Here is a 20,931-nt window from a genome sequence, read left to right as displayed (position 1 = left end):
AGCATGGAAATAATCGATTCGCTAATTAACCGCGGATACATACGAGAACAGACGGGGCGATATAGCCTAAGCCTAGTTTCACTTGGAGAGCTAAAGTCACCAGCGGTCACCGAGCTTCTGGACGCTTGCGATGCTCTATGGAATGAACTGCAAACCCACTATCGGAAAAATCTCGGGGCTCAGGTGCCCCTGGGGTGGCTGGCACAAGAGGCCGGACTGACTATCGAAATAGTGCGCAAGGCGATGACCTATATGATTGAGTTTCCGTGGTACGCCGGGTGTTCATCAGGGTTTCCGAACCATGAAGACGCGGCGGTCGGACCGCAGGAGAAAGTTATTAGACTTCCGACATTTCGGCACGCGATCGCTGAACTTCGAAGTTGGAAGATAGCATTTCAACATAGCGGCACTGATCGTGGTCTGCAGTTCCCAATCAATAGACAGCCTGCTGGCACCAATCAACCGAGAAATGAGGAAGTAGCTCAATGGCACGCCACTCTTCAGGAGCCACTGGCGACCATTCTTAAGGAGATTGCTTTTGCCCGATCCGCAGGGCTCCGAACAATCGCAGCAATGGGAGCACGGTCAGTTATCGATCTGGTTTGTACCGACATTGCAGGTGATCGGAACACATTCAAGCAAAAGATAGATGAGATTGAGCGACTTGGCCATCTCAGTGCCGAAGAATGTAAGGCAGTCGCGGCTGCCTTTGACGCCGGCAGCGCCTCCGCACATCGAGGCTATTTGATCGACGATCAGAATCTGAGCAATCTCATCGAAATTATGGAACACCTGTTGCGCAGGAGATTCAGGATCAGCGAAGCTGCACGCAATATCGAGGCCAGTACTCCGCAGCGCATTCGACTCAAGAAATGAGATGAAATCTCGGGGAAGCTTGCTGCAGCTCTACGCGCGCCTGCAGCCCCGTCGGCACTACGAATTGATGGATTTGTCATGCTGTTGACCTACATTTCCATTTTTATTAAAGGCCAGGGAAGATTGCGTGCAAGAGTAAAGGCATTCTCACCGGGAAGGCACAGACCCGTAAAGTTGGCTGAAGCTTCGATTTTGGATAGTGGGTTAGCCTGCGGTCACTTAGAATTGTTCGGCAACAAAAGTGGTCGAGGACATAGACAAGGCCTTTGGCCCAAATAGGGGGGGGCAATGACATCGATTCACGAATTTGAGGCATTTCTCAAAGAGTTGCATGCGCGACCGAACCTCGATTCGGACGTAAAGCGATTGGCAAATGTCGTTCACAAGTATCACGCACGCTTAGAACGGCTTTCGGCGGCTCAATCTCAGCGCAGCCGCGCACTTATTCCGCTGCTTGAAAAGGAGCTGGATGTAATCACCCCCGACGAGCCAAAATTTGCCGACAAGCTGGCAGGACCGGCACGATCATGGGTGAGGCTCCGACGGCTTGAAGTCGGCCCATTTCGGGGCTTTAGGGCTCCTGAAATCTTCAATCTTGATCGGCGCATTATTCTTTTTTACGGACCAAACGGAACCGGCAAAACGAGCTTTTGCGAAGCACTTGAATATTCGCTCTTGGGAAGCGTGGAGGAAGCCAGTTCCAAACGTATTGATGCTCAGGAATACCTCAAGAACATTTACACAAAGAGTTTTTCTCCGCCATCGCTTGCAGGGTCAGACGCGGCMGGGTTACCAGTTGCAGTCAATTCCAACTTGGATGCCTTTCAGTTCTGCTTCATCGAGAAGAATCGTATTGAGGCGTTTTCCCGCATCGCTTCAAAATTACCAGCGCAACGCATACAACTCATTGCGTCGCTCTTTGGTCTGGAGGATTTCAATGATTTCGTCCAAGGGTTCAATGCGGAAATTGACCAGCACTTAAGGCTCACTGACGCCAAGGCCTTGGAGTTGATCCGCAAGAGAGCCGCTTTGGCAGCCGACCAAGCTACCGTGAATAACAAAGAGGCTCGCCAGGCTGAACTTCAAGCAGAGGCTGATGCGCTGGCAGCTGAGTACCAAGAAGGCCTCACCTACCTCCAACTTCGGGGTCTCATCGGAAGTCCAGAAAACCCGGGAAGAATTGACGAAATCCACAGAATTTTTGGCAAACCAATTCCGCCCCAGGTTGGCATTACTCACGCGGCATTGGTGAAGCTTTTAGATGAGGTCAAAGCTGATGCCCTAGTCGAGGCTGGACTAAATGATCAGCTACAGGCAAGACAATCCGATGTGAATTTCAAAAGCATTTACGAAGCTCTTCGAGGCCTGGAGTCGGATGGTCTTGATACTTGCCCTGCTTGTTCCACGCCGTTGGCTGGCGAGTATTGCGTTAAAGAGAACCCTTTTGATAAAGCACGCAGAGGCTTGGCAGACCTCGCAGAACTCGCGATATTGCAGGAGCGCCATACTGAGGCCAAACGCAAATGCCAAAGAGCTTCCGAGGCCCTAATCCAGTACGTCTATCGAACCGCCAAAATTTCAGTTGCACCACAGGAAGTTGTTCTACTTCAACAACTAAACGATCTGACTTTGCCTATGCTAGCTACTGGCGCCTGGTGGAACGATTTAGAGCAGCTTAGCCCATCGGGGGTAAGCCACTGGGCCACTTTGGAAGCGCTAGCTAAGTACTGTCAATCCAATGATGCGAATGCGGCTCTGGCCGAAAGCAACCGGAAAAGCCTCAATGATGAACTAGTTCGCTTGAAAGCTTTCGAGCGACGTGCCCTTTTGCTTGATGGCCAGGTGGGTATTGCGAATCAGAAGCTCATTACCGCCCAAGCAAATATTGACGGGTTCGAAGCGGAGAATAAAAAGCTTCTGGAGGAAGTTGAGGCAGAAAAACCAATTGTTTTACTACACCGCCGAATTAATCTAGCGTACTCAAGATTCTTAAAATACCTTCAAGCCTACAGAGCTAAGTTGCCTGAGCGGCTTACTCAAGATCTGAGCGACACTACGAAAGAGTTGTATAACGCCTTCAATCGACAAGATCCGGATGGTGATCTGCTCGACAAGCTCCAGCTCCCGTCCGGTAATAACTCTAAGATCTTGATCTCTTTCAAGTCACATCCAGAAAATTTTCACGATGCTTTGCACGTTCTAAGTGAAGGTCACATCAGGTGCTTGGGGCTGGCAATCTTGATGGCGAAGAACATCAAGCAGGAATGCCCCGTGCTTATTTTTGATGATGCAGTTAATGCCATCGATCACGATCATCGCATTGGCATTCGAGACACGCTTTTTGACAATCCACTCATTGGCGACAAGCAAATAATTGTCACGTGCCATGGGGAAGAGTTCATAAAGGACATCGAAGTAGCGATCGGCAACCGAAGAGCAAACCGTGAATGCTATTCATATGCCTTTTTGYCACACACCGGGAATCGGGAGATCAATGTAATAGCGGCCGATTCACACAATTACGTACTGGACGCTCTAACCGAATTCCAAGACGGGAAAATTCGCAAATCGATTGCCTCAAGTCGCAGAGCCATGGAGACGATTACAAATCGCACATGGACGATGCTTGAGAAACGCGGACTGGGAGAAATCCGCCCCAAGATGAATCGGCGCAGCTCACCACTAGAGCAGCATGATCTGGCAAGCCAACTTAAAGCTGTGATGGCTAAAGCAGCTTTCACTCACCCTCATAAAGAATACTTGCTTCAGGGCTACGAGGCGTTACTAGCCCAACGTAACTGGGGGTTCTTCAATACAGGTACTCATGAGCAAGACGGTATTGAGGACTTTCCGCGCGAGTCGATTAAGGAGGTAATCGAGAATCTAGTGATGCTGGACGACGTCTTGTCCGGCAACGCGCCAGCGGCTAAAGCCGCAGCATAAGATGTCCAAAACAATTTCAACTAACAGATGATTCCGTCTTCCCAGTTAGATGCGGCGGGTCAACAGCTTCTTGCACTTCTCGTCTCGAAACTGCCAGAGGTCATTCCAAATGATCCCCGCACATTTATTGGTTACAAAAGCGCGCATGCGGAGCTTGGCTTACTACAGGTGCGAGAGACGTTCGGAGAAAGCTTAAAGGCACAGGGCCTCACTTCACTTGCGAACTGGACTGCCGAAACCGCAAAACCAGGAATAACCGGCCTCATCATCGATCAAGGGCTCCTGATGCCAGGTAGAGGCTATTTCACACTGTTCGGCAAGAGAGAGGACGACTTCGAGTGGTGGGTGGCTGAGATTGCACGATCTAAGGCTTTTGATTGGTCTCCTTTCCTTCCGGTCGTCATGCCTCCTGCACCTCCAGTCGCGGTAGACATCGAGACCCCACCAGGAAGATACGAAACCACAACCTATCGCATCATCCGCGATAGCTTCATTGCTCGTCGCGTCAAGCAACTCCACAACTACGAATGCCAGCTGTGTGGACAGACCATCCTGTTATCAGATGGCCTGCGTTACGCAGAAGCGCATCATATTAAGCCTTTGGGTGAGCCTCACAACGGCCCTGATCATGCAGGGAACATTGTGTGCGTTTGTCCAAATCATCATGCTGAACTTGACTTTGGTGCCCGTCCCTTGGATTTGAGTACGCTGCGTCGAGTCGCGGGGCACCTAGTTGAAGAAAGATACGTGGCTTATCATAATCAGAGAGTTTGGAAAGCAGTCGAACAGCCAAGCAAGTGAAGTTCTTGCATTAGGAGCTATGAACCCTGGAACTCTTCCGTACTCAGACCTACCTGTACTTAAAGCAATTTCGCAGACTGGGTGGCAATCACGGTTACTACCGTTAGCACAATCCCAGCGCCAAAAGTCATAAGCTGCCAGATGAATCCCAACCAGGTTCGATCACCAAGTTTTTTAGATGCATCGCGCATCTTGCTTATTTCTGTTGAATCCACTTCTTGCTCTCGGCTTCTGGAAATTTTTGCAGTTAAGCGGAAATCTCTCAACCGATTGATCACTACAAAAATGCCTAAGCATGCCGACAGACAAAGTAGTACTAATGATGATGAGAACACACATTTCTGCCACGCCATCGGAGTAAATTCCTTATTTAGAAGGAGAGTCATCTGAAAACCGAGGGCAGCTACTGTGGAACCAAAGATTAGGTTTACCGCATATGTGAGTTGGTCAATGGTTACTTTTTGCCATCGAATAAAACCATCTTTCTTTTCGGGCTCCATCAGATACTCCCTTTTATGTTTGGCTTTTCAGTACTAAACAACGCCATTTCGACTCATCTCCGATCAGGAATCCGAGAGTACTCAAGAGACGTTACGCTGTCTATCATCAGATTGGAGGGGGCGTTAGTTACCTAACGCGGCCGTAAGTCGTTCCGCCCATCACGCGCTGAACCTGAAGCACATTCTTTGCACCAATCTGCACCGAAATAGCCGCTGCGGTTAAACCCCCTTCAGCCAGAACTCTGATTTGCAGGACTTGATCAATGCTAAGTCGCCCTTCGGGGCCACAAATGATTTTGAGAGCAAAGTCCTCGTCTTCCCAATTTTTTGCCACCCAAGGTGCCGGCAAACCCTTGCGCGGATGATGCCGCAACCAGCCCTCCAGCGCCGCCTCGACATGCTCAGGCATTGATGCTGCCTTGCGTGCCAGCATCACATGTTCATGCAGGTACTTTATGCCTGCTTTACCTCCTGGGATCATATTAAGTAGCCGAGCGTCGTCCCAGTGACCCGCGACGATGGCCTCCTCCAAATCCTGTACTTGGTCTAGCGCCGTGAACACGCCCATGACTTTGTGATGAACAAACGTAAGGCGCTTTTGGAGAAGACGATCGCCATAGGCTCGATGAAACTTTAATCGTGAGCCGCGCATAATCGCAGCCCTATGCTCCGCCCAGCGGCGTTTCCATTCACGTGAAGTGATACCTATATAGAACAGGCCATCATCCGGATATTCAAATCCATCGCCTAGGATATGCTGATACAGCGTGAACCGGTGAAGCCTAAATCGCTCCGCCGTTCCATTCTTCATTATGGCTAACGGTGCCGAGAACACCACGGCTGGATGCAGGGTAGTTTTTGCAATTTCGCTGAGTCGCTCCATCTCGGTCCTGCTATCGCTCTCGTTTGATCCAAGCAATTTCTTTGCACTGCTGACGTCAAACGCAGCTACCAAGGAAGGATCTGACACGACCTCAAGCCGCAGAAGGGGCTGCATTCCTTCCAGGCTGTCGCCGCCATCTTGACTCACAAAGCGATGGCCTTCCCTCCGCTTGTAAACCGAACTGCGACCGCTACTAAAGTAGTGCCACCGACCCGCGTTGCGTAATGCGGTGACGTGTACGATGGGAAAGACTTCTTGAGCGGGAAACAGAGCAAAAGGATTCTCAATTAAGTTTTTGACTGATGCATCCTTCTCTTTTAAATGAGAGAGGTAGTCATCAAAGTCCTTGATGTGCTCGTGCATCTCCTTCGGGGTGAATCGACGGAAGGCTTCCTTATCAAGAATCTTTGTCATAACTGAGACCGTTCTTCATTTCAGCGATTGTTCCGGATTGAAGAGCTTGCAGCAACAGTCGAGCTGAGGGCGTGCAACGCTGCATTCAGCTCCCACATTCAAAATAACAAGCAGAATAGCTCTAACTTCACGGCATATGACAACTATTTCTACCGCCTACGAAAATTTAGTAAAGCAGATTCATGAAGGTCTGCTAGTCGCCGATGGGGTGGATTCCATCGATGTGAGGCACAACGTTAAGATCATCGGGCGCAGCGGAGCAAGTCATCAAGTCGACGTGTATTGGGAATTTCGCCTTGCAGGCGTTACTTACAAAACCTGCATCGAATGCAAACACTACAGTGCCAAGGTAAAAAAATCTCACATTGCTGCTTTTGCAGCCATCCTGGACGACATTGGAAATGCCACGGGAATCTTTGCCACGACAGTAGGGTTTCAAGAAGGCGCTCTTCTATTTGCCAAGTCGAAAGGCGTCCGTCTTCTTTTAGTAAATCACCTGCTTAAGACAGTCGCAATAACGTCGCACATCACCGCTCCATCGACAGATATAACTTCAATTCGCTACAACAAGGCACAAGCATCAAAGTGCCTAGTCGCACTCGGACTTCAGAGCTTTAGTCTGCTCACAAGCTGGGATCCGAACACGCAGTTCTTCGATGAGGGAGGGAATCCGAAGATCACCTTTAGACAGCTTTTCAAAGATAAAGCACAAAGCGAGGGGAAGTTCACTCTAGTCAAACCCGGCATCTTTGATCTTACAGAGATCGGTTTGATCGAGGTCGAGGAAATTGAGTACCAGGTCCACATCTTCAGAGATGTGAGCACAATGGAATTTAGCGTCAACGAAACGCAGAAGGCGATTGTGGAGGATGTACTTCAGAACACCTCTTGCTATCTGAATGACGATGGCACCGTCACAAAGTTTGTTCCTGGAGGTATGGCCGAGCCACATCCGGAGGCATAACTTCGCCGCGAATCACCTGCATGCGACTGCTATGCCAACGTCTCGAGCTTTGCGAGAGCTTCTTTCTTACTCAACTTTCTGGCGACCGCAATAGCTGGCAGCTGTGAGGCTCTAGGCCTCGCCTTCCCCTGCTCCCATTTGTATACCGACTGTCCGGAAACGCCGAGCAGCGCTCCCATCTCGTTCGCAGAAAAGCCAAAGCGCCTCCTCAAAGTCGCGAACCCATCGGCTCTAAAGCGCAAACCTGATTCGCCGCCCTCGACCTCCGATGGATTAGCCTTTTGTGAAACACCTTTAGACATACGAGACAGCAACCTTTCAAGCTCTAGAACCCGGCGTTTTAGGGCTGCTATATCTGATCGGTACTGTGACGACGCCTTCTTCAGCGCCAAGCTTTCGCCTCTGAGCTCCTTGCGAGCGATTCGTGTAATTTCTGACTTCAGAGCAACAGCAATGTTCATGTCGACTTTCATGTTTTTAGAGAGGCTGGAGTAGCTCGCTTAGTCGCGCACCAATCCTTGATCCTTCAGACGCTGGAATTCAGCGTGGCTAATGTCAATAATCCGACCTGGAGGTCTTATCGATACGCCAGTACTCTGGTCCATCGTGAGATGCCTTCCCGCCGGTATTGTGGCCTGAGTGTTGGCAACCGTTGCGACTTCACATTGGTCGTATAGAAAATGTCCGTTCGGCATAAACCCTCTAGTTCTTGGGTGTTAAAAGTTCCTTTTTCAAGGTCATCGTACATCGCTCAAGATGCCGACGTGGCTATGCCTTGATCTCGCACGTTTTACAGGTTACCCATAAAAACCCAATGCTCGCACGATTAAGGCCCGCGTTCGTCTACCGCCTCTGTGGAATGTCATTTTTAGAGTGACATAGCGACTTGACAATAGGCGCCAGCCGCCTAGTATTGACACCCCACTTAGGCGTGCAAAATGGAAATTTCCTCTCTCACCCAGTGTGCCGGTCAGCCAATAGCACTTACGAAAGTGCGCGCAAAGGTCCTGACCGATCAGACGGGAGTTTTCACTGAAATCCCTGTTTTACTGACGCCTTATGGCGTGCTTGAACCGCTGCTGCAATACTGCATAGATCAGTCGCATGTCAGAAGTTTCGCCTGGATGAATAAACTCGTCAGGGCAGTCAAGCTCTTCCTTCAATACGCATCTGTACATCCGACTGACGTTGATAAACGTGCGCTATTTCGTGGATTCTCGCAGCGGCTCTACACCGGCACATTCGAAGGCGGAGTAGACCGCAGTAGTTTGTGCTGGCGACCTGCAAGCTACCAGGTGGCCAGCTACGCCATTCAACTTCTGTCGGAATTCTTCGAGTACCTGGGGACTGGGAATAAATTAAACCCGAGAACCACTGCAAGTAGTTGCGACCGTTTAATCGATGCATGCGCTTATCAGTATCGGCGGGACAGGGCATTCCTCGGTCATACCTGGGCAATCCGGGAAGAAGAACCGGCATCACGGGCGATACGTCCGGAGCGGCCACCTTCCACCGAACCTTCCGATCCCCCTGCGTTCCCAGAAGATCGCCTGGTGGACCTGCTGCTCATAGGCTTCAAGGTGGGCTCGCGGTATGACTACCGCAACATGCTCATTACGCTTTTGTTAAATGGCGCTGGCTTTCGGGAGTCGGAGCCATTTCACTTATATACGTCCGACGTCGTCGCGGATCCTGCAAACAGAGAGAGGGCTCTGGTATTTATCCACCATCCCTCGAGAGGAGCTGCACCGAGTCAGGTGAAAACAGTTCTAGAGCAGAAACCACCCAATCGAGCTACATATCTTCAGGGACGTTGGAATTTAATCCCCCGCGATCAGGTACTGGGCACTACTCATGCCGGATGGAAAGGGGGCGCACATGAGCAGGACTTCGAGAGCCTATTTTTTCGTAGTTATTGGTTTACACCGCAAATCGGTGAGCTATTCTTAAAACTGTGGCGACGGTATTTGGAACAAATCGTTCATTTGGAACGCCAGCATCCGTTTGCTTTCATCAATATGCAAGCAGGACTAATCGGCAGTCCTTACAAGCTGGGAGAGTTCAATAAAGCCCACGCGCGAGCGTGCAAGCGCATCGGATTGGAAGTTTCTAAGGCGATGGGAACTACGCCTCACGGGCACCGACATGCGTATGGTCAAAGGCTGGTTGAAGCAGAAATTAAGCCCGAAATTCGCCGGCGAATGATGCATCACGCTTCGCTTCAAAGTCAGGAAGTCTACACACAACCTTCGCGTGCGAAGATTCAAAGTGAGCTGACTGAAGCAGCTGAACGCTTGGCCTCCCAGAGAGCTCCACTATGGATCTCTCAACTCAGTTCTGAAGTGGACGCGCTATAGAGCGCAGGCGTATGGTCGACAGGAACTATAGATCATTCACGCCCGAGCTTAGAAAAGAGGCTGTGAGCTTAGCTAGCGAAATCGGAGCATTGTCCGCGTCGATCAGACTGGGGCTGTCCGAATCCTCCGTCAGGGTGTGGTGCCGTAAAGCGGGAGTCGGTTTACCTACGCGCGTGAGGCAGCGATACTCCGCAGAGGAAAAGACAAAGGCGTTGCAACGAATGTCAGAAGTCGGTACTGGCGCCGCAGCTGTAGAGCTGGATATTCCTACAACTGTTTTGGCAAAGTGGCACCTAAAGACATTTGGTGCCAGCAAGACAAATCCAAAATATACCGCCGAGCAAAAATCTCGAGCGTTAGATCTTTTGAGAGAGAGCGGCGGCAATGTTCACCTTGCAGCCGAGCAGTCCGGCATCAGCGTGGGCAAGGTGAGAGCTATTTGGACGGCTAACCGCGGCGATTCAGGCAGGGTCCGCCCAAAACGCTTCACGACGTATACGGCGGAGCAGCGCGAAGTTGCAGTTGAGCTTGCACTGAAAGTTGGGTCGAACAAAGCCGCCCGAGAGTTGAAGATTGGCAGGACGACTGTTTCCTGTTGGCTCCAAGAGGCCAAAAGGAACGGCGCTGTTTCTAAAGTAAAACGTACTACGACCGATCACGCAGATACTCGCCTTGAATGGGTTGCAAGAAATCACCCAGAGCTAGAGGTGTGGCGCGGTCACGCTTTGATATGGCTCAGCGGATGCCTGTCGAGTATGGGCCTACGTCTTCATGCCATTCGAAATTTCTTCAGGGACTATTTACTGGGCCCAGTGAAAGCGCAGATGGGACTCGTTACCCCTGCTAAGTTTCTTTCGCGTGACCTCGTCCTGCCAAGCTTCTTCGACTTGTGTTGTTCGCGATCCAACTACGGGCGTGGTCTGAACAATGTAGTTCACGAATTTTTGCAATGGCTTCTTATCGAAGAATTCAGTATCGAAGATGACTATGGTCGACCCGTCGTAAGCCCAGCCTTTCACAACCCAATTCCCCGTATTGGGGGCTTTAGAGACTTGCGAGAGGAGAGCGTGTACTCACCGCTTCCCTATGGGTATATCGATGAGTTGCGCAATATGCTTGCTGAAGGTCCCCATTTTAGGGATTGGAAACTGGCGCAAAGCTTTTTCACCAAGAATCCGCTAACTCGACATAGAGGTTCTGATGGCACTGATTGGTTTTCAGTCACCGAAGAGCAAATCGATTATTCAGATCCGGATTGTGTTTGGAGAATCCGAAAGCGCAACACGGATACGGCAGCGTTGGAGATGTGGTCACCCGTACGCTGGGTGGGATTGCTTACCAAGCTCATCCTTCCACTACGGACATTCCAGGTGCGTATGTTGGACTCGGGAGAGGCTGACACTTGGAGATATTCAAATGGCCAGTGGGATATCAATACCAACAAACTAAAAGAGGGAACTGAACGAAAGCCGCTTGAGCAAGGCGTATTTCGCCGTTTGTATTCCAACACGTCAGCACGTGTGGATTCGAAACATATTGCGCAACTCTACATAAATACCAACAAGACAAATGATTTGAACAAGAGTGGAGCAGCAAAGGGCTACATCATGCCTTGGGTAACGTTAGGGTCAATGGCCTCGGATATCTATTATTGGCTTGAAAAGCTACGAAACTGGCAAGAAAAATACAACCCGGTGAGCCGTAGAGCGCCTTGGACTGAACTCGTCCCTGGGCGACATCTGCACCCGAAGAGTGCAGTGCAACTAGCAACATATCCGGACGCTTGTTTCTTATTCAGGCTTGCAGAGGCCAAGGACGATGCGCGCCACCTTCCACCCGCGTCTTTCATACTCGAGGTACCGTGGTACTACCTGCTTCGTGCGTTTCAGGACCGTTTGGCCAAGCGCGGGGAATCTCACGCCGATGGCAGTCCAATCACTCTGGTGTACTTGCATGATTCATTTGCAAGCGAAGAGAGTAGTGAGGGGGCGCGACTCATACGGAAAAATGTGAAGAGAACCCATTTCCCGCTGCATAGCTTACGAGTATCAATCATCACCGCGTTAGCAGTAGACGGTGATTTGCCTTTTCTCATTCTGCAGAAACTAGTAGGTCACAGCCGGTTGCTGATGACCCTCTACTACACAAAAATCAATGGCTTGAAGATTCAGACGGAAATTGACGCTGCGACAGCAAGGATGGAAGAGAACAAGCAGCGCAGCATCATAGATTTCTTGCGTCACACCGAGTATCAAGATTTATTGCGTCAGGCAATCTGTAACAACGAGGCCGCGCTCGGTGTCGCTATCCCAGAGCACCCGGCGGCACGAAATCCTGCGGGATGGATGCTCTTTCATCATGGTGCCTGTTTAGTGGGTGGCAATACTAGTCCCTTGGAAGAGAACAATGGTATTGGTGGCTGCTATAACGGCGGCCCAAGCGTGAGGAATGCTGGGGGTAGCTCGACCTATGCACCCGTGCCAGGTGGGTGCCGTAATTGCATTCGTTGCCGGTGGTTCGTCACTGCTCCTCAGCATCTTGCAGCGCTCGTTGCTCATGGAAATGTCATTGCCTATCACCTAGACGAGGCTAGAAATAGCTGCGCAAAGCTCGAACGACTTCTTGCTGATCTGCTTGCTGAGCGAGTAGATGCCGAATCGAATGGGTGGCCTTTTGAAAAGGCTTCTGAGATATCCGATACGGAGAGGCGCTTAGAGTCTGCTGCCGCACGTTTTAGCGATCGCATCGACGATTTTGCAGCCTGCTGGCGCCTGATTCAGCGGTGCAGAGATGTACTTAACCAGCGACACGAGGGATCTTCGGCAGCACTGGTTCTTGGGGGGAGCATCGGAGACTTTGAAGTTGCAATTCAAGACACAGACTCTGAGCTTCTTCAACTATGCATAGTGTGTGAAACGGTTGAACTGTATCCCGATCATGCTAGCGAAGACGCGGCGGTTATTCATCGCGGCCAACTGCTTGATGCCGCTCTTCTCGGAGAGAATATTCCTCCAGTGTTCCTCACTCTCGGCAAAGAGGAACAGCTTAGGGTCGGGAATGAATTTATACGCAACTTGGCGCACATTTGTAATCCGCAGTCCTGGCACCAAGGCCGCGAAGCTGTCGTCGCAGCCATAGATGGAAAAATCAAACTTTCGACTCTTCTTGGGGTCAACGTTGGCGAGGTACTTGCAGCATCTTTGAGTCACAAAACTGTTCAATTGACTACCTTAAGGCGAGTCACCGATGCCTCCAAAAATTGATCCCAAAACTGTTTTGGAGCGACTGCTTGCACGGAAACCTCGGCCAGAGCGCATAAAAAACCTCCGATTGCTGTACGAGGTTTGTGAGGTCCAAGCTAAAACCAGTCGCGATTTCAGCCAAGCGACGATTGGTAAGTTATCTGAGGTTCGGGGCGGTATTTCGTACCGCGCGCTATACAACGCATCTTCTGCGGATTACTGGGCGTTAATCGCCGCGTGGCAGGAGTGGTGCGAACAATCCGGCTTGAAGCCGAAGCACATAGAAGTTCGCACGACGGACGCTTTTCTTCTGCGAATTGACGATCCAGCAGCTAGAGGACTGGTCCAGGGAGTTATCAGTGAACGAGATCGCCTCCGAGCTGAACTTAACTTGCTGAAGTCTGCCACCCAATTAACACTTGACCGGCGCGAGGCGCCTCAATCCCTACCGCAACCCCAGACGGCTTCAGTTTTTACTGAATCAGAACGGGAGGCTCTAAAAAGAGCCATATCTCCTAAATTTTTCACGGATCAAGGATGGTCCGAGGGTTCAAGGGGAGAAGTGAACGCGAGTTCGGGGCGTCTGGTCTATTGGCACGGCTACGTCACCGCGATCAAGAAGATATTAGGCCAAAAGTCGTAATTTCTGACGAGGCACTATACATAGCTACTTTTCATAGTTGCCTAGAGCACTTTGCCTCTAGAGAGCGCACTTTTTTGGGTGATCGATGGAAGTATTGGGGTCAAGAGCACAATTGGGCAGGTCGGCCGGTGCGAGGTTGACGGTGATTCTCTTATTGGCCGGAAACTCCAGGCCGGTGTTCTGGATGGCCGAGCGCACGCGCTCCCGGGCCTCCTTGACCTCGGTTTCCGCCAGGCCGACCAGCGTGAAGCTGGGCAGGCCGTTGGCCAGGTGGACCTCGACGCAGACCGGCCGCGCCTCCAGCCCCAACAAGGCGCGGCTGTGCACTAAAGACAAGCTCATGAAGCAACTCCCCTGTTTTGCCCCAAAGTTGTGCGCGACATGCGCCCCAATTTGGTGCTCATTGTTTGCCTGGATTCTAGAACGCCCAATGCCTCGGGTGGAAAAACAGGCGGGCTTACGGTCCATAAGGCCGGCTGCTTTGGCACGGTACGTGCTATTGAACCCTGCGGAATCTGAAGACCTGTTGTGGCAACCCTCGGAATCCCTGAACCGGAGCGCTCCGATCTTCATGCGCCCAGAAAACCTGTAGAGCAGCCGGGGCGGTGCACCGAGGGGCCGCTTCCTTATTCATCCTTGGAGGAAACCTGAAATGAAACTCGTAACGGCCATCATCAAACCGTTCAAGCTGGACGAAGTGCGCGAGGCGCTGTCCGGCATTGGCGTGCAAGGCATCACCGTGACTGAAGTCAAGGGCTTCGGGCGCCAGAAGGGACACACCGAGCTGTACCGCGGCGCGGAATATGTCGTCGACTTCCTGCCCAAGGTCAAGATCGAGGCGGCTGTGTCCGACGACCTGGTTGACCGCGTGATCGAGGCGGTGGAGGGCGCCGCCCGCACCGGCAAGATCGGCGACGGCAAGGTCTTCGTCTACAACCTCGAGCAGGTCGTGCGCATCCGCACCGGTGAAACCGGCAAGGAAGCGCTGTAAGCGCTCAACCCAAATATAAAGAGAACATAGACATGAAAAAACTACTTGCCTCCCTTGTACTGGGACTGAGCCTGCTCACAACCGGCGCCGTGATGGCCCAAGCCCCGGCAGCCGCGCCCGCCGCCTCGGCCGCGGAAGCCAAACCGGCTGAAGCCGCGGCGCCTGCAGCGCCCGCAGCCGCGGCTGCGGCCGCCCCGGCAGCCGCAGCTCCGGCAGCCGCCGCAGCGGCCTCCGCGCCCGCACCCGTTCCCAACAAAGGCGACACCGCCTGGATGATGGTTTCCACGCTGCTGGTCATCATGATGACCGTGCCCGGCCTGGCGCTGTTCTACGGCGGCCTGGTCCGCAGCAAGAACATGCTGTCGGTGTTGATGCAGGTCATGGTGACCTTCTCGATGATCGTCGTGCTGTGGTTCATCTACGGCTACAGCCTGGCTTTCACTGAAGGCAACGCCTTCTTTGGCGGCTTCGACCGGCTCTTCATGAAGGGCATCTGGGACAACGTCGCGGGCACCTTCGCCAACGGCGCGACCTTCAGCAAGGGTGTCGTGATCCCCGAGATCGTGTTCGCCGCCTTCCAGGCCACCTTCGCCGGTATCACCTGCGCGCTGATCGTCGGCGCCTTCGCCGAACGCATCAAGTTCTCCGCCGTGCTGCTGTTCATGGCCATCTGGTTCACCTTCAGCTACGCACCGATTGCCCACATGGTCTGGTTCTGGATGGGCCCTGACGCCTACACCGGCAAGGAAGTCGCCGACGCCATGAGCGCCAAGGGCGGCTACATCTGGCAAATGGGCGCCCTGGACTTCGCGGGCGGCACCGTGGTGCACATCAACGCCGCTGTCGCCGGCCTGGTCGGCGCCTTCTGCATCGGCAAACGCATCGGCTACGGCAAGGAAGCCATGGCGCCTCACAGCCTGACCCTGACCATGGTCGGCGCCGCACTGCTGTGGGTCGGCTGGTTCGGCTTCAACGCCGGCTCCGCCCTGGAAGCCAACGGTTTCGCCGCCCTGGCCTTCATCAACACCCTCGGTGCAACGGCAGCCGCCGTGCTGGCCTGGTGCGTCGGTGAAGCGCTGATGCGCGGCAAGGCCTCCATGCTGGGCGCTGCATCCGGCGCCGTCGCCGGCCTGGTGGCCATCACCCCCGCAGCCGGCAACGTCGGCATCGGCGGCGGCCTGATCATCGGCCTGGTCGCCGGCTTCGCCTGCCTCTGGGGCGTGAACGGCCTGAAGAAGCTGCTGGGCGCCGACGACTCGCTGGACGTGTTCGGCGTGCACGGCGTGGGCGGTATCCTGGGCGCGCTGCTGACCGGCGTGTTCAACTCGCCGGCCCTGGGCGGCCCGAGCTTTGTGGGCGACTGGGTCACCGCCACGGCCGTGACGCCTGACGCTTACACCATCGCCGGCCAGGTCTGGATCCAGGCCAAGGCTGTGCTGATCACCATCGTCTGGTCCGGTGTGGTCTCCTTCATCGCCTACAAGGTGGTTGACCTGACCATCGGCCTGCGTGTCAGCGAAGAAGACGAGCGCGAAGGCCTGGACATCACGTCCCACGGCGAAACGGCTTACAACCGCTGATGATGCGGCGGTCAGGGCAGCCCTCAGGGGCAGCCTTGTTCCTTCCGATATTGAATTTTTACTGAGAGTCTCCTTTGGATGTTCAGCCCGCCGGCGCAAGCCGGTGGGCTGTTTTTTTTGGGGCGTTAAAGTGGCGGCTGTTCACACAAAACGAAGGCACCGTCATGACCTGGCAAACCCTTGTTGCACCGCCCAGCGGGCTCGGCGAGTCGCCGTTCTGGCATCCCGACGAGCAGATGCTCTACTGGATCGACATCCCCGGCCGGCAGATCCACCGCTGCAACGTTTTTATGGGCACGGTCGAGAGCTGGGCCATGCCCTCGGAGCCCGGCAGCATCGCGCCAGCGCGCACGAAGGGCAGCAACAGCGGCCTGGTGGTCGCGCTGCGCGACGGCATCTACCGCGCCAGGGAATGGGGCGGCGAACTGCGTCAGCTGATGCAAGCCGACCACGACACGGCGACCACGCGCTTCAATGACGGCAAGGCCGACCCGCTGGGCCGCTTCTGGGCCGGCACCATGTACGAGCCGCGCGACAAAGCCACGGCCGCGCTGTTCTCGCTGGACTGCCGCGGCGGCCGCGCGCCGATGCTCGAGCGCAAGGCCGGTGACGCCGTCATCGCCAACGGCCTGGCCTGGTCGCCCGATGCCGCCACCGTCTACTGGTCCGATACGCCGCGCCACATCATCCGAGCCTGGAATTGGGACAGCGCCAGCAACGCGATGACGCAGCCCCGCGTGTTCGCGCAGTGGCCCGGCAAGCCCGAAGGCTGGTTGCCCGGCATGGCCGGCTACGGCGGCCGGCCCGACGGCGCGGCGGTCGATGCCGAGGGCAATTACTACGTCGCCATGTTTGAAGGCGGGCGGGTACTCAAGCTGTCCCCCGCCGGTACGTTGCTGGCCGAGATTGCCGTGCCAGCGCGCTGCCCCACCATGCCCTGCTTCGGCGGCGACGACCTCAAGACCCTGTACCTCACCACCGCGCGCTACAACCGGCCCGCGCAGGAATTGCAGGACTTTCCCGATTCGGGCTGCGTGTTTTCCATGCAGGTCGACGTTCCCGGCCTGCCCGTGAACTTCTTCCAGGACTGATTCCCTGCCGGCGGCCGAAAAATCCGAACAAGCCGCGTTMAAAAAAATCAAACCGCCACCTGCGGCCGCCGCTTACCATCGTGGCCATGGCTCCAGATAACGACATCAGCGCCGCGCTGGCCGAGCGCGTGCGCGCCGCCGCTGCCGCGCGCACACCGCTGTGCCTGCGCGGCGGCGGCAGCAAGGACTTTTACGGCCAGGCCCTGGCAGGCGACATCCTCGACATCCGGCCGCACAAGGGCGTCACCAGTTATGAACCCAGCGAGCTTGTGGTCACCGCGCGCGCCGGGACCCCGCTGGCCGAACTTGAAGCCCTGCTGGCCGCGCAAGGGCAGTGCCTGCCTTTCGAGCCGCCGCATTTCGACGGCGCACAAGCCAAAGCCACCGTGGGCGGCATGGTCGCCAGCGGCCTGAGCGGCCCGGCCCGCGCCAGCGCGGGCGCCGTGCGCGACTACATGCTGGGCGTGGTGCTGCTCAACGGCAAGGGCGAGCGCCTGGTTTTCGGCGGCCAGGTCATGAAGAACGTGGCCGGCTACGACGTCTCGCGCCTGATGGCCGGCTCGCTGGGCACGCTGGGCGTCTTGCTCGAGGTGTCCCTCAAGGTATTGCCTGTTGCGCCCATGGAAGCCACACTGGTCTTCGACATGGATGAAGCCGCCGCCTTGCAACAACTCAATCGCTGGGGCGCCATGCCCTTGCCCGTCAACGCCTCCTGCTGGCGGGGCGGGCGGCTGTGGGTGCGGCTGCGCGGGGCGAAAGCGGCTGTCGCCGCCGCGCAAACCTCCATGGGCGGGGAAGTTCTGGACAGTGACGCGGCCCGCCATTGGATGGCCTTGCGTGAGCAGGCCCAGCCCTTCTTTGCTTTGCAAGGCGACGAATCGTTGTGGCGGCTCAGCCTGCCCGACACCGCGCCGCCGCTTGATCTCGGCGAGACCTTGGTGGAATGGGGCGGCGCGCAGCGCTGGCTCAAGCGGCCCGACAGCGACGCGGCGCTGGTCCGCCAGGCGGCGGCCCAGGCCCATGGCCACGCCACGCTGTTCCGCTCGGCCGGCAAATCTGTGCCGGTGTTCTCCCCGCTCAAACCGCCGCTGGACCGCATACACCGCGAACTCAAGAAGCAGTTCGACCCCGCAGGGATTTTCAACCCCGGCCGCCTGTACGCGGACTGGTAGGGCAGGACATGCGACGCCTTCGCCACTTGACCGGGCAGCACCGGACACCCTCCATCAATCGCCTGCTGGGTGGCTTGCTGGCCTTTAACGCCGGCGCCATCAATGCGGGCGGCTTTCTGGTGGTCGGCATGTACACCTCGCACATGACGGGATTTGCCTCCCTGCTGGCCGACAACCTTGTCCTGGGCCATATGACATTGGCACTGGGCGCCGTCGGCGCACTGCTGGCCTTTGTCACCGGCGCCGCCGTGACGGCCGTGCTGGTGAACTGGGCGCGCCAGCATCATCTGCGCAGCGAATACGCCTTGCCTCTGCTGCTGGAAGCCGTGCTGATGCTGTTGTTCGGGCTGCTGGGCGCGACGCTGAACCGCCAGACCCCGTTTGCCGTGCCGCTGACCGTGCTGGTGCTGGCCTTCACCATGGGCCTGCAGAACGCCCTGGTCAGCAAAATCTCTTCCTCGCAGATCCGCACCACCCACATGACCGGCGTGATCACCGACCTGGGCATCGAGTTCGGCAAGATGTTTTACTGGAACCGCACCGGCAGCCCGCCCGAGTCGCGTGTGCGCGCCAACCGCATCAAGCTGCGGCTTTTCGGTACCCTGCTGGCGATGTTCGTCACCGGCGGTGTGGTCGGCGCGGCCGGGTTCAAGTACGTCGGCTTTGTCTGGGTTGTGCCGCTGGCGCTCATGCTGCTGGCCTTGTCCTTGCCGCCCCTGTATGCGGACTTCCGGCGCGCCGCCCGGCGCAAGGCCCTTGCCGTGGCCCTGAAAGAGGCGCCCTGACTTTATGCAAACCCATCTCGCCCCCGAATTCAAGAACAGCGCCGAAGGCCGCGAAGCCGAAGCCATCTTGCGCAAATGCGTGCACTGCGGCTTTTGCACCGCGACCTGCCCGACCTACCAGCTGCTGGGCGATGAGCTCGACGGCCCGCGCGGCCGCATCTACCTGATCAAGCAGGTGCTCGAAGGCGAAGCGCCCACACGCAAAACGCAGCTGCACCTGGACCGCTGCCTGACCTGCCGCAACTGCGAATCGACCTGCCCCAGCGGCGTCGAATACGGCCACCTGGTCGACATAGGCCGCAAGCTGGTCGACGAGCGCGTGCCACGCCCCGCCGGCGAGAAGGCATTGCGCTGGGCGCTGAAGGAAGGCCTGCCTTCGCCGCTGTTCGCGCCCGCCATGAAAGCCGGCCAGGCCGTGCGCGGCCTGCTGCCCGCGGCCCTCAAGAACAAAGTGCCGCCAAAGCAGGACGCCGGCGCCTGGCCGCGGCGCACGCATGCGCGCAAGATGCTGATGCTGGAAGGCTGCGTGCAGCCGGCCATGATGCCCAACATCAATGCCGCGACCGCGCGTGTGCTGGACGCGGCCGGCATAGAAACCGTGCTGGCGCCCAAGGCCGGATGCTGCGGCGCGGTGAAGTTTCACCTCAACGACCACGAAGGCGGCAAGGACCAGATGCGGCGCAACATCGACGCCTGGTGGCCGCATATCTCTGAAGGTGGCGGCGTGGAAGCCATTGTCATGAACGCCTCGGGCTGCGGCGTCACCGTCAAGGAATACGGCCACATGCTCAAGGACGACCCGGCCTACGCCGGCAAGGCCGCGCGCATCAGCGAACTCACGCGCGACCTCAGCGAACTGATGCCCGAACTGGTCGGTGAGCTGCAGGGCAAGGTCAAGGCCCAGGCCGGCGCGCTGGTGTTCCACCCGCCCTGCACCCTGCAGCACGGCCAGCAGTTGCGCGGCGGGGTCGAGACGTTGATGGGCGCGCTGGGTTTCACGGTGACGCTGGCCGCCGCCGAATCGCACCTGTGCTGCGGCTCGGCCGGCACCTACTCGGTGCTCAACCCGGACATCGCCTACCAGCTGCGCGACCGCAAGCTCGGCAACCTGCACGTCTCGGCGCCCGAGACCATCATCTCCGCCAATATCGGTTGCATTACGCACCTGCAAAGCGGTACGGCGACGCCGGTGCGGCATTGGGTCGAAGTGCTGGATGAGGCGCTGACCCGGTAACGATTCCGGACAAGGCTACTGACATGACGTTGTCAGTAGCAGGTCCGCATCATCGAGGCTTCATCACTAAGGAGCCTCTAATGAAAAACGCTATCAGCTGGTTTGAAATCCCCAGCACCGAATTGAACAAGGCCCAGGCCTTTTACGAAGTCGTGCTCGAGTGCAAGATGCGCCGCGAGCCCATGGGCCCGTCCCAAGGCGCGGTGTTTCCCTATGACGCTGAGGAGGGCGTGGGTGGCGCGATCCTGGCCGGCCCCACAGCGCCTGCGCCGGCGTCCGGCGGCACCTTGATCTACCTCGATGCCTCGCCTTCGCTGGATGCCGCCCTGGCACGCGCCGTCAAGGCCGGCGGCAAGATTGCCTTGCCGCGCCAGGCGCTGCCGCCCGGCCTGGGATTCTTTGCGCACATCACCGACCTGGACGGCAACCGCGTCGGCCTGCACGCGCTGGCCTGA

General features: G+C 56.0%; 17 protein-coding genes and 1 pseudogene. 14 read left to right on the top strand and 4 right to left on the bottom strand.

The window, feature by feature from the left end; translation table 11 throughout:
* Nucleotides 1-3 precede the first annotated feature (3 nt).
* From AC1D0O_RS15390 to AC1D0O_RS15380, 3 genes are all read left to right on the top strand, one after another.
* Nucleotides 4-876, top strand: coding sequence for a DUF4145 domain-containing protein (locus AC1D0O_RS15390; RefSeq protein WP_477654379.1), 873 nt, complete (start codon nucleotides 4-6; stop codon nucleotides 874-876).
* Nucleotides 877-1,164: 288 nt separating this feature from the next.
* The gene (locus AC1D0O_RS15385; RefSeq protein ID WP_477654378.1) at nucleotides 1,165-3,819 is read left to right on the top strand and encodes an AAA family ATPase; all 2,655 of its coding nucleotides are present in this window, start codon (nucleotides 1,165-1,167) and stop codon (nucleotides 3,817-3,819) included.
* A gap of 27 nt (nucleotides 3,820-3,846) precedes the next feature.
* Nucleotides 3,847-4,620 carry an HNH endonuclease gene (locus tag AC1D0O_RS15380; protein WP_477654377.1) on the top strand — a complete coding sequence of 258 codons (774 nt, stop codon included), beginning with the start codon at nucleotides 3,847-3,849 and terminating at the stop codon, nucleotides 4,618-4,620.
* Nucleotides 4,621-4,679: 59 nt separating this feature from the next.
* On the opposite strand, the gene AC1D0O_RS15375 is transcribed toward AC1D0O_RS15380, so the two are convergent.
* Both AC1D0O_RS15375 and AC1D0O_RS15370 read right to left on the bottom strand, forming a co-directional pair.
* The gene (locus AC1D0O_RS15375; RefSeq protein WP_477654376.1) at nucleotides 4,680-5,120 is read right to left on the bottom strand and encodes a hypothetical protein; all 441 of its coding nucleotides are present in this window, start codon (nucleotides 5,118-5,120) and stop codon (nucleotides 4,680-4,682) included.
* 127 nt (nucleotides 5,121-5,247) lie between these two features.
* Nucleotides 5,248-6,417, bottom strand: coding sequence for a GIY-YIG nuclease family protein (locus AC1D0O_RS15370; protein ID WP_477654375.1), 1,170 nt, complete (start codon nucleotides 6,415-6,417; stop codon nucleotides 5,248-5,250).
* A 136-nt stretch (nucleotides 6,418-6,553) separates the two neighbouring features.
* Here AC1D0O_RS15370 and AC1D0O_RS15365 point away from each other — a divergent pair, with 136 nt between their 5' ends.
* Nucleotides 6,554-7,381 (top strand): restriction endonuclease, encoded by an 828-nt coding sequence (locus AC1D0O_RS15365; RefSeq protein WP_477654374.1) that lies wholly within the window; start codon nucleotides 6,554-6,556, stop codon nucleotides 7,379-7,381.
* 29 nt (nucleotides 7,382-7,410) lie between these two features.
* Here the strand turns inward: AC1D0O_RS15365 and AC1D0O_RS15360 are convergent, their stop codons facing one another.
* A complete protein-coding gene (locus tag AC1D0O_RS15360; protein ID WP_477654373.1) occupies nucleotides 7,411-7,842 on the bottom strand; it encodes a helix-turn-helix domain-containing protein in 432 nt (143 codons plus the stop codon).
* A gap of 477 nt (nucleotides 7,843-8,319) precedes the next feature.
* Between AC1D0O_RS15360 and gmtY the strand changes: the two genes are divergently transcribed.
* From gmtY to gmtX, 3 genes are all read left to right on the top strand, one after another.
* Nucleotides 8,320-9,738, top strand: a complete 1,419-nt coding sequence (gmtY, locus tag AC1D0O_RS15355) for a gamma-mobile-trio recombinase GmtY (RefSeq protein WP_477654372.1) — start codon at nucleotides 8,320-8,322, stop codon at nucleotides 9,736-9,738.
* 221 nt (nucleotides 9,739-9,959) lie between these two features.
* Complete coding sequence (gmtZ, locus tag AC1D0O_RS15350) at nucleotides 9,960-13,001, top strand: gamma-mobile-trio integrase GmtZ (protein ID WP_477654371.1); 3,042 nt, start codon at nucleotides 9,960-9,962, stop codon at nucleotides 12,999-13,001.
* Nucleotides 12,985-13,623, top strand: a complete 639-nt coding sequence (gmtX, locus tag AC1D0O_RS15345) for a gamma-mobile-trio protein GmtX (RefSeq protein ID WP_477654370.1) — start codon at nucleotides 12,985-12,987, stop codon at nucleotides 13,621-13,623. Before gmtZ ends, gmtX begins: the two co-directional genes overlap by 17 nt.
* Nucleotides 13,624-13,737: 114 nt before the next feature.
* On the opposite strand, the pseudogene AC1D0O_RS15340 reads toward gmtX, so the two are convergent.
* Nucleotides 13,738-13,965: pseudogene (locus AC1D0O_RS15340) on the bottom strand (magnesium chelatase domain-containing protein); the annotation flags it as partial.
* A gap of 310 nt (nucleotides 13,966-14,275) precedes the next feature.
* Between AC1D0O_RS15340 and glnK the strand changes: the two are divergent.
* The 7 genes from glnK to AC1D0O_RS15305 all read left to right on the top strand — a co-directional run bounded on the left by glnK (nucleotide 14,276) and on the right by AC1D0O_RS15305 (nucleotide 20,931).
* On the top strand, nucleotides 14,276-14,614 hold the full coding sequence (gene glnK, locus AC1D0O_RS15335; protein ID WP_007873831.1) for a P-II family nitrogen regulator: 339 nt from the start codon (nucleotides 14,276-14,278) through the stop codon (nucleotides 14,612-14,614).
* A 32-nt stretch (nucleotides 14,615-14,646) separates the two neighbouring features.
* Entirely contained in the window at nucleotides 14,647-16,194 is a 1,548-nt protein-coding gene (locus tag AC1D0O_RS15330; protein WP_477654369.1) for an ammonium transporter, read from the top strand.
* A 164-nt stretch (nucleotides 16,195-16,358) separates the two neighbouring features.
* Nucleotides 16,359-17,285, top strand: a complete 927-nt coding sequence (locus AC1D0O_RS15325) for an SMP-30/gluconolactonase/LRE family protein (RefSeq protein ID WP_477654368.1) — start codon at nucleotides 16,359-16,361, stop codon at nucleotides 17,283-17,285.
* Nucleotides 17,286-17,371: 86 nt separating this feature from the next.
* Entirely contained in the window at nucleotides 17,372-18,457 is a 1,086-nt protein-coding gene (gene glcE, locus AC1D0O_RS15320) for a glycolate oxidase subunit GlcE (RefSeq protein ID WP_477654367.1), read from the top strand.
* A gap of 8 nt (nucleotides 18,458-18,465) precedes the next feature.
* Nucleotides 18,466-19,242: a YoaK family protein gene (locus tag AC1D0O_RS15315; RefSeq protein ID WP_477654366.1), complete on the top strand. Its 777-nt coding sequence runs from the start codon at nucleotides 18,466-18,468 to the stop codon at nucleotides 19,240-19,242.
* Between the two features lie 4 nt (nucleotides 19,243-19,246).
* On the top strand, nucleotides 19,247-20,476 hold the full coding sequence (glcF, locus tag AC1D0O_RS15310; RefSeq protein ID WP_477654365.1) for a glycolate oxidase subunit GlcF: 1,230 nt from the start codon (nucleotides 19,247-19,249) through the stop codon (nucleotides 20,474-20,476).
* Between the two features lie 80 nt (nucleotides 20,477-20,556).
* Nucleotides 20,557-20,931 (top strand): VOC family protein, encoded by a 375-nt coding sequence (locus AC1D0O_RS15305; protein WP_477654364.1) that lies wholly within the window; start codon nucleotides 20,557-20,559, stop codon nucleotides 20,929-20,931.

The organism is Polaromonas sp. P1_F2, assembly GCF_056405735.1.
Note: the sequence above shows the minus strand (reverse complement) of the source record. Positions and strands in the feature narration are given on the sequence as shown.

Excerpts from the sequence above, each read along its gene's own strand:
- AC1D0O_RS15390 (WP_477654379.1), top strand. The coding sequence starts at position 4 with ATGGAAATAATCGATTCGCTAATTAACCGCGGATACATACGAGAACAG.
- AC1D0O_RS15380 (WP_477654377.1), top strand. The coding sequence starts at position 3,847 with ATGATTCCGTCTTCCCAGTTAGATGCGGCGGGTCAACAGCTTCTTGCA.
- AC1D0O_RS15375 (WP_477654376.1), bottom strand. The coding sequence starts at position 5,120 with ATGGAGCCCGAAAAGAAAGATGGTTTTATTCGATGGCAAAAAGTAACC.
- AC1D0O_RS15370 (WP_477654375.1), bottom strand. The coding sequence starts at position 6,417 with ATGACAAAGATTCTTGATAAGGAAGCCTTCCGTCGATTCACCCCGAAG.
- AC1D0O_RS15365 (WP_477654374.1), top strand. The coding sequence starts at position 6,554 with ATGACAACTATTTCTACCGCCTACGAAAATTTAGTAAAGCAGATTCAT.
- AC1D0O_RS15360 (WP_477654373.1), bottom strand. The coding sequence starts at position 7,842 with ATGAACATTGCTGTTGCTCTGAAGTCAGAAATTACACGAATCGCTCGC.
- gmtY (WP_477654372.1), top strand. The coding sequence starts at position 8,320 with ATGGAAATTTCCTCTCTCACCCAGTGTGCCGGTCAGCCAATAGCACTT.
- gmtZ (WP_477654371.1), top strand. The coding sequence starts at position 9,960 with ATGTCAGAAGTCGGTACTGGCGCCGCAGCTGTAGAGCTGGATATTCCT.
- gmtX (WP_477654370.1), top strand. The coding sequence starts at position 12,985 with ATGCCTCCAAAAATTGATCCCAAAACTGTTTTGGAGCGACTGCTTGCA.
- glnK (WP_007873831.1), top strand. The coding sequence starts at position 14,276 with ATGAAACTCGTAACGGCCATCATCAAACCGTTCAAGCTGGACGAAGTG.
- AC1D0O_RS15330 (WP_477654369.1), top strand. The coding sequence starts at position 14,647 with ATGAAAAAACTACTTGCCTCCCTTGTACTGGGACTGAGCCTGCTCACA.
- AC1D0O_RS15325 (WP_477654368.1), top strand. The coding sequence starts at position 16,359 with ATGACCTGGCAAACCCTTGTTGCACCGCCCAGCGGGCTCGGCGAGTCG.
- glcE (WP_477654367.1), top strand. The coding sequence starts at position 17,372 with ATGGCTCCAGATAACGACATCAGCGCCGCGCTGGCCGAGCGCGTGCGC.
- AC1D0O_RS15315 (WP_477654366.1), top strand. The coding sequence starts at position 18,466 with ATGCGACGCCTTCGCCACTTGACCGGGCAGCACCGGACACCCTCCATC.
- glcF (WP_477654365.1), top strand. The coding sequence starts at position 19,247 with ATGCAAACCCATCTCGCCCCCGAATTCAAGAACAGCGCCGAAGGCCGC.
- AC1D0O_RS15305 (WP_477654364.1), top strand. The coding sequence starts at position 20,557 with ATGAAAAACGCTATCAGCTGGTTTGAAATCCCCAGCACCGAATTGAAC.